At 63.3% G+C, this 7,024-nt stretch carries 8 protein-coding genes; 6 read left to right on the top strand and 2 right to left on the bottom strand.

Annotated features, from left to right (window positions below; translation table 11 throughout):
• Positions 1-602, top strand: a 602-nt coding sequence (locus AC2VOG_RS08040) for a GAP family protein (protein ID WP_486939386.1), incomplete at its 5' end; no start/stop codon positions are given.
• Positions 603-691: 89 nt separating this feature from the next.
• Here AC2VOG_RS08040 and AC2VOG_RS08035 read toward each other — a convergent pair.
• Positions 692-868: a hypothetical protein gene (locus tag AC2VOG_RS08035; protein ID WP_486939385.1), complete on the bottom strand. Its 177-nt coding sequence runs from the start codon at positions 866-868 to the stop codon at positions 692-694.
• An 11-nt stretch (positions 869-879) separates the two neighbouring features.
• Positions 880-2,334 (bottom strand): NAD(P)/FAD-dependent oxidoreductase, encoded by a 1,455-nt coding sequence (locus tag AC2VOG_RS08030; RefSeq protein ID WP_486939384.1) that lies wholly within the window; start codon positions 2,332-2,334, stop codon positions 880-882.
• 153 nt (positions 2,335-2,487) lie between these two features.
• Here AC2VOG_RS08030 and AC2VOG_RS08025 point away from each other — a divergent pair, with 153 nt between their 5' ends.
• The 5 genes from AC2VOG_RS08025 to AC2VOG_RS08005 all read left to right on the top strand — a co-directional run bounded on the left by AC2VOG_RS08025 (position 2,488) and on the right by AC2VOG_RS08005 (position 7,016).
• Positions 2,488-2,898: a DUF302 domain-containing protein gene (locus AC2VOG_RS08025; RefSeq protein ID WP_486939383.1), complete on the top strand. Its 411-nt coding sequence runs from the start codon at positions 2,488-2,490 to the stop codon at positions 2,896-2,898.
• Entirely contained in the window at positions 2,895-3,152 is a 258-nt protein-coding gene (locus AC2VOG_RS08020; RefSeq protein ID WP_486939382.1) for a mycothiol-dependent nitroreductase Rv2466c family protein, read from the top strand. The genes AC2VOG_RS08025 and AC2VOG_RS08020 overlap by 4 nt, the downstream gene beginning before the upstream one ends.
• A gap of 178 nt (positions 3,153-3,330) precedes the next feature.
• Positions 3,331-3,615 carry a metal-sensitive transcriptional regulator gene (locus tag AC2VOG_RS08015; protein ID WP_486939381.1) on the top strand — a complete coding sequence of 95 codons (285 nt, stop codon included), beginning with the start codon at positions 3,331-3,333 and terminating at the stop codon, positions 3,613-3,615.
• Positions 3,616-3,665: 50 nt separating this feature from the next.
• Complete coding sequence (locus AC2VOG_RS08010) at positions 3,666-4,115, top strand: MmpS family transport accessory protein (protein ID WP_486939380.1); 450 nt, start codon at positions 3,666-3,668, stop codon at positions 4,113-4,115.
• Positions 4,116-4,118: 3 nt separating this feature from the next.
• Entirely contained in the window at positions 4,119-7,016 is a 2,898-nt protein-coding gene (locus AC2VOG_RS08005; protein WP_486939379.1) for an MMPL/RND family transporter, read from the top strand.
• The last annotated feature ends 8 nt before the right edge of the window (positions 7,017-7,024 follow it).

Genomic DNA, 7,024 nt, shown 5'->3' with positions numbered 1-7,024 from the left:
CGATACCGATTGTGGTGGCATTGCTGCTGCTCGTGCACAATGACCGCCCGCACTCGTCCAGCGTCGCCTACCTGCTGGGCAGATTGGCCTCGCTGGCGGCACTGACTACGGCATTCATGCATGTTCCCCGCTTGCTCGCGAGCCTCAACGGAGGCGCACCGCGGTGGACCGACTGGGTGGTCGTGACGGTCGGTGTGGCGCTTGTCTTTGTTGGTGCATGGGTGTGGTGGCGGCGCGCCACCGCGCCGGACAGGGCGGGATGGGAATCTAGGTTTGTCCGAATTACTCCGGCAGTGGCCGCCGCCGCAGGTGTCTTCCCGATGCTGGCCAACCCGAAAGTGCTTGCCGCCAGCGCGACCGCGGGGGCGGAGATCGCTGCCGTCCAGTTAACCGACGTCGGTGTGCTAACGGCCGTCGCCTACTACGTGGGCTTGGCAACGTCGACCGTAGCAGCGCCCGTCCTGGCCTACCTCGTCTTGGGCCCACAGATTGATCCGCAGCTTGAACGGATCAGAGCGTGGATTCAACAACGGCAACAGGCGATTACCGCCGCCGTGCTCGTTGTCGTTGGTGCTGCGGTGGTGCTATACGGATTTTCGTGACGGCGGACCTCGTCACCGACGGTGGCAGCTTGCGAATTCCGCACCGACGTCCGCGTTGAGGCGGTCGTTCACCCGATGTGTGGCGCCGGTCAGCCGTGCCCGCGGAAGATGACCCGCCCCATTTTGGCGGTGATACCGACTAGACGCCAGAATTGAATGAAGAGATTCTGACGTCTCCGCAGGGTCGCGCGGGTGGGCCGGGGCGCGTCGGCAATGCTTTCGGCGGTCCGGATGTCCACCTCGGAGTCGATTTTGTCGTCGTCCATGTGTGCGCCTTTCATTCCGGGATCAGCCACCAGAACGGCTTGGCCTTCGCCTTATAGATAAACAGATGGTGCAGCATCGCCTTGATCCAGTGACCTGCCAAACCGATCTCGCCGAATGTGCCGGCGATGTCGCGGCCGGTCTCCGGGTACTTCACCGGGTCAGGTACGACCGGAAACATCGTCATCGCGGCGGCCGAGCCTCCGCGGAAGGTCGTTCCGGCCGAGGCGACGCACGCGGCGCCCATGCTCGCCATCGAGGCGCGGTGCGCGGCGGCCTGGGGATTTGTGATGCGGTCGCGGATCGTCTCGGCGACCGTCTTGGCCGTGATGCCCGATGGCATGCCGGTGCGCGGCGGGCTCGGGGTGATGACCGTCCCACTGACGCTTGTACGCGGCCGGGAGATCGGGTGCGGTGGCGCGAACGCGATGCCCGGCGCGAAGATGTTCGGGTAGGCGGGCGACTCGTAAGTATGTGGCCAGTCCTCGGCCGACCACTCGTCGTACGGTTTGCCGGAGTAGTCGGCGTCCACTTTGAGAAAGCCCGACGGCGCGAACAGCACCGACGAAATGTCGTTACCGTCCTTGTCGTAAGCGGCGAGATCGACGCCCCGAAACGGCGGCAGCAGCATCGCGAAATCGAAGTGCAGGTCGTGTTGCTTGCCGTCGAGTTGCTCGTAACGCAGCTTGCCTTCCATCACCTCGTGCACGGCCGCCTGCGTAATGGCCTTGACGTCGCGCTCGCCGAACAGCGACTCGGTCCACAGCCGGCTGGACTGCCGAAAGCCCTTTTCGATGAATTGCATTCCGTCGACGCCGAAGTCGCCCAACTCATACTCGTTGGTGAGGTAGACGACCTCGGCGAGGTCGCGCACGCCTGCCGCGCGCAGCCGCTGCTCGACGTTGAAGGTGTACTCGAACGCCGCGCCCTCGCAGGTGCAGGTGCCGTGTCCGACCCCGACCACAAGGCGCTGCTTCTCACCGGACTTCAGCTTGGCGATGACCCGCTCGAGTGCCTTGGCCGCCTCGACAGCATGCTCGGCGGTGCACACCGAGTAGGAGTGTCCGTCCGGCCCCAGGCCCGGGGTAGCACCGAAGTTCAGCTTGGGTCCGGTGGCGTTGACCAGGTAGTCGTAAGTGATGCTGCCGGGCTCGCCCTGGTGTTTCTCATCGGTGTAGGTGAAGTCCACTGAGGGCGACGACGCCTCGCCGGTTCCTTCTGGGCGGATCGCGGTCGCCAGCGCCTGGTGGAAGACGATCCCCTTGCGCTGGTAGATCGGCCTGAGCGGGATCAGCACCTTCTTCGCGTCCATCTTGCCGACACCGACCCAGATGTTCGACGGGATCCAATTCCAGTCGGCGTTCGGGGAGATTACGACGATCTCGTGCTTGCGGGGCAGCCATCGGCGCAGGTGCAGGGCGGCGGTGTGTCCCGCTATGCCAGCGCCGAGAATGACGACTCGTGCCATGTCACGCTCCTCGTTGAGACTTGGCCATGTGGGGTGGTGCGGCCTAGCGTCAGACTATACCCACTAGGGTATAACTGGTACAACGACAAAGGCGGGTATCGGTCACTCTCCCGCTGATGAGCGCATAACTGTTAACCGGAGAAAGGGAAGACGATGTCCATTGCGATCAGCACCTCGATCGACACAGCCGACTTCGAGAAGGTTGTCTCAAGAACTCGGGAAGTATTGAAGGACAACGGTTTCGGAGTCCTGACCGAGATTGACGTGCAAGCGACTCTCAAAGAGAAGCTGGGAGAGTCCATGGAGCGCTATCTGATTCTCGGCGCCTGCAACCCGACACTGGCCCACCGGGCATTGTCGGCGAAAAAGCAGATCGGCCTGCTGCTGCCCTGCAACGTCGTCGTTCGGGAAGATGCGGAGAACCCGGCGCGAGTGCACATCGAGGCGATGAACCCGGAGTTGATGGTGCAGGTCGTCGACGACGCGGCGCTGAAAACGGTTGCTGACCAGGCGACAAAGCAACTACAGGCCGCGATCAGCACGCTCGCCGAAGACTTTCGATGACCTCGATTGAGCTTTACACCGACCCGGTGGGCCCGTTTGCGTGGGTGACGTCGCGATGGCTGCTGGACTCATCGCTCACCGACGCGCTCGAAGGCACGGCGTTTTTCGGACCGGTGCTGACGGATCTGCCGGCCGGGGACGCCGGCGTCGCACTGCTCGACGCGGTGGTGACTGCGGCGCCGACCCCCGGATTGGCTGTACTGCAACGTTCTTACCAGGGCCCGCCATCGGCGGCCGGTGCGGAGAGCCGCTGATGTGTCACGCAGTTCGGTGCAAGACCTGCGGTCTGGTGACCTGGTCTGGCTGCGGTCGGCACATCGCAAAAGTGAAGGCCCAGGTGCCGCCGTCCCAGTGGTGTGACGGCCATCCGCAAGCGAAAGGCCGCTCGTGGTGGCGGCGGTAATCCACTCCAGTGAGAAAGAAGGGCCGGCCATGCCTATCACCGAAACAGACACCGACACCGACGCAATGGATCTGGTACTCAAGCGGTTACGTCGAGCGCAAGGCCAACTCGGCGGGGTCATCGCGATGATCGAGGCGGGACGTGACTGCAAAGACGTTGTCACGCAGCTGGCCGCCGTCTCCCGTGCGCTCGATCGCGCCGGCTTCAAGATCGTCGCCACCGGGATGCGGCAATGCATCACCGGAAGCGACGGCGACCTCGGGTCGACACTCACCGAAGGTGAACTCGAAAAGCTGTTCCTGTCTTTGGCCTAGGGTAGTTGCGCCCGTACAAAAGAGCGTCTTGCCAACCAAGGGCAGGCCACATGCGAAAGGGTACGTCGATTATCACCATTCTCAAGCGAGCGTGGGTGCCGCTCGTCGTCGTGATAGCGGTCGCCCTGGGCGGTATCGCCGTCACCAACCTCCGGGGCGTTTTCGGCTCCGACCCGATCTTCACCGCGACCGGCCGCAGTGCCGAACCGCTCGAGCCCTCCTATGTCAAGCGGGTGACGTACGACCTCTATGGGCCCGCCGACACCACCGGCAGCGTCAGTTATCTGGATCAGAACGCCCAGCCGCAGCAGGCCAACTTCACCGGCCTGCCCTGGACCCTCACCATCTCCACGACAGTGCCGGCCGTCATCGCCAACCTGGTGGCCCAAGGCAACAGCGACGACCTGGGATGTCGCATCACCGTCAACGGTGTGGTCAAAGACGAACAATCCTCAACCGGGCATCACGCCCAGACTTCCTGCTTGGTGAAAGCGGCCTGAACCATGAGCACTGACAACCAAGACCGGCCCAAATTCATGCGGTTCGTGCGCCGGTTCGCCGTGCCGATCCTCATCGCCTGGCTGCTGGTGACCGTGGCGCTGAATGTCCTTGTGCCGCCGATCGAATCGGTGGCGCGCAACCACGCGGTGACGATGTCGCCCAAGGATGCCCCGGCGATGATCGCTGCCAAGCAAATCGGCGCGACGTTTCACGAATCGAACTCCGACAGCATCGCGATGATCGTCTTGGAGAGTGATAAGCCGCTCGGCGAGCAGGCTCATCGCTACTACGACGGCTTGGTGCGCACGTTGCAGGCCGACACCAAGCACGTCCAGCACGTCCAGAACGTCTGGGGAGATCCCCTGACGGCCGCCGGGGTACAGAGCCGGGACGGCAAAGCCGCCTACGTCGAACTGAATCTGGCCGGCGACCAGGGCAGCACCCTGGGAAATGAGTCGGTGAAAGCGGTGCGCGAGATCATCGACAAGTCAGCGCCGCCCGCCGGCCTCAAGGTCTACGAGACCGGTCCGGCGCCGCTGAACACCGACATGAACGATGCCGCCGACAAAAGCATGCTGATCATGATGGGCGTGACGGGCGTGGTCATCATGGTCATGCTCTTCATCGCTTATCGATCCGTCAGCACGGTACTGCTGATCCTGGTCATGGTCGGCTTCGAGATGGGCACGGCCAGAGGGCTTGTCGCGCTGCTGGGAAACAACGACTGGCTGGGTTTTTCGACGTTCGTGGTGGCCATGCTGTCGTCGTTGGCGATCGCAGCCGGGACCGATTACGCGATCTTCCTCGTCGGCCGTTACCAAGAGGCCCGTCAGGCCGGTGAGGACCGAGAAACCGCCTACTACTCGATGTTTCGCGGCACTTTTCACATCATCATGGGCTCGGGACTGACGATCGCCGGTGCCACGTTCTGCCTGCACCTGGCGCGACTGTCATATTTCAAGGCGTTGGGCATTCCGTCCGCGCTGGGGCTGCTCATCGTCGTCGCCGGAGCTCTGACCGCGGGACCGGCCGTCGTCGTGGTCGCCAGCCGGTTCGGCTGGCTTGACCCGAAAAGGCTTGTCAAAGTGCATGGTTGGCGGCGCATCGGCACCGCCACCGTGCGCTGGCCCGCACCGGTGCTGGCGGTCTCACTGGCGCTGGCGATCGTCGGCATCCTGATCATGCCGAGCATGGCGGTCAGCTACAACGACCGCTTCTATATTCCCAGCGACCTGCCGTCCAGTGTCGGCTATGCCGCCGCGGAGCGTCATTTCAGCGCCGCCACCATGAATCCCGACATCCTGATGATCGAGGGCGATCACGATATGCGCAACAGCGCTGACATGATCATCCTCGACCGGATCGCCAAGGACGTCTTCCGTTCACCGGGAATCGCCATGGTGCAAAGCATCACCCGGCCGCTGGGTGGGCCGATCGAGCACACCTCGATACCGTTTCAGATCAGTGCCCAATCGATTCCGATCCAGGAAAACCTGCGGTTCATGAAGGACCGGGCGGCCGACATGATCAAGATGAGCGACGACCTCGGCGTCATGATCGCCTCGATGCAACGGATGCAGGGCCTGCTCGGACGGATGGGTAACACCACGCATCACATGGCAAGTGACATGGGTGATATGCAGTCCACGCTGAACGAGATGCGCGACCATCTGGCGGACTTCGACGATTTCGCCAGGCCGCTGCGCAGCTACTTGTATTGGGAACAACACTGTTTCAACATCCCGATCTGTTGGGCCACCAAATCGGTGTTCGAGGCGATCGACGGCGTGGACCAGTTCAGCGAGAACATGAGCGCGCTGGTCAAGGACGTCCACAACATCGACGCGATTTTGCCGCAGATGGTCGCCGAGTTCCCGCCGATCATCGCCGTCGCCAAATCCATGCAGGGCACCCTGCTGACGATGCACAGCAGCTTCTCGGGGCTGATCACGCAGATGGCAGAGATGACCGACACCGCCAGCGCGATGGGTCAGGCCTTCGACGCCTCGCGCGGTGGCGACTACTTCTACCTGCCACCGGAAGCGTTCAAGAATGCCGACTTCCAGCGTGGCTTGAAGCTGTTCTTGTCGCCGGACGGTAAAGCCGCGCGCTTCATCATCACCCACGGCGCGGATCCGGCGACCCCGGCAGGTATTTCCGCGGTCCTGCCGGAACTGGCCGCCGCGCACCAGGCGGTCAAGGGAACGGCGCTTACCGACGCGAAGTTTTACCTTGCCGGGACCGCGGCGATCTACCGCGACATCCAGTCAGGCTCCCACTACGACCTGCTGATCGTCGGGCTCGCGGCGCTGACGCTGATCTTCGTCGTCATGGTGCTCATCACCCGGGCCCTGGTCGCGTCCCTGCTGATCGTCGGGACCGTGCTGCTATCGCTGGGCGCTGCCTTCGGACTCTCGGTGTTGGTGTGGCAGCACATCCTGGGCTTGGAGTTGAACTGGATAGCGCCGGTGTTCGGGTTGATCATCTTGCTGGCTGTCGGCTCGGACTACAACCTACTGTTGGTGTCGCGGTTCCAGGAGGAGATCGGCGCCGGGCTGAAGACCGGCATCATCCGCTCCATGGGCAGCACCGGCGGGGTCGTCACCGCGGCGGGCCTGGTGTTCGCCTTCACCATGATGTCGATGGTCGCCAGCGATCTGATCTCCATCGGCCAGGCCGGCAGCACGATCGGGCTTGGGCTGCTGTTCGACACGCTGATCGTGCGTTCGTTGATGACACCGTCGATCGCCGCGCTGCTCGGCCGCTGGTTCTGGTGGCCACTCAAGGTGCGGCCGCGTCCGGCCAGTACCATGTTGCGGCCCTTCGGAACACGTCAATTGGTGCGTTCGCTGATACTGGGAGAGGACGCCGACGCGGCGGACCATTCGCGCAGCCATTGACACGGGAG

It is taken from the genome of Mycobacterium sp. TH-M11, from assembly GCF_057473725.1.
The sequence above is the reverse complement of the archived record's forward strand: the minus strand, read 5'-3'. Positions and strand labels throughout refer to the sequence as shown.

What these genes read in the sequence shown, in the direction of transcription:
- AC2VOG_RS08035 (WP_486939385.1), bottom strand. Translation starts at nt 868, where the DNA reads ATGGACGACGACAAAATCGACTCCGAGGTGGACATCCGGACCGCCGAA.
- AC2VOG_RS08030 (WP_486939384.1), bottom strand. Translation starts at nt 2,334, where the DNA reads ATGGCACGAGTCGTCATTCTCGGCGCTGGCATAGCGGGACACACCGCC.
- AC2VOG_RS08025 (WP_486939383.1), top strand. Translation starts at nt 2,488, where the DNA reads ATGTCCATTGCGATCAGCACCTCGATCGACACAGCCGACTTCGAGAAG.
- AC2VOG_RS08020 (WP_486939382.1), top strand. Translation starts at nt 2,895, where the DNA reads ATGACCTCGATTGAGCTTTACACCGACCCGGTGGGCCCGTTTGCGTGG.
- AC2VOG_RS08015 (WP_486939381.1), top strand. Translation starts at nt 3,331, where the DNA reads ATGCCTATCACCGAAACAGACACCGACACCGACGCAATGGATCTGGTA.
- AC2VOG_RS08010 (WP_486939380.1), top strand. Translation starts at nt 3,666, where the DNA reads ATGCGAAAGGGTACGTCGATTATCACCATTCTCAAGCGAGCGTGGGTG.
- AC2VOG_RS08005 (WP_486939379.1), top strand. Translation starts at nt 4,119, where the DNA reads ATGAGCACTGACAACCAAGACCGGCCCAAATTCATGCGGTTCGTGCGC.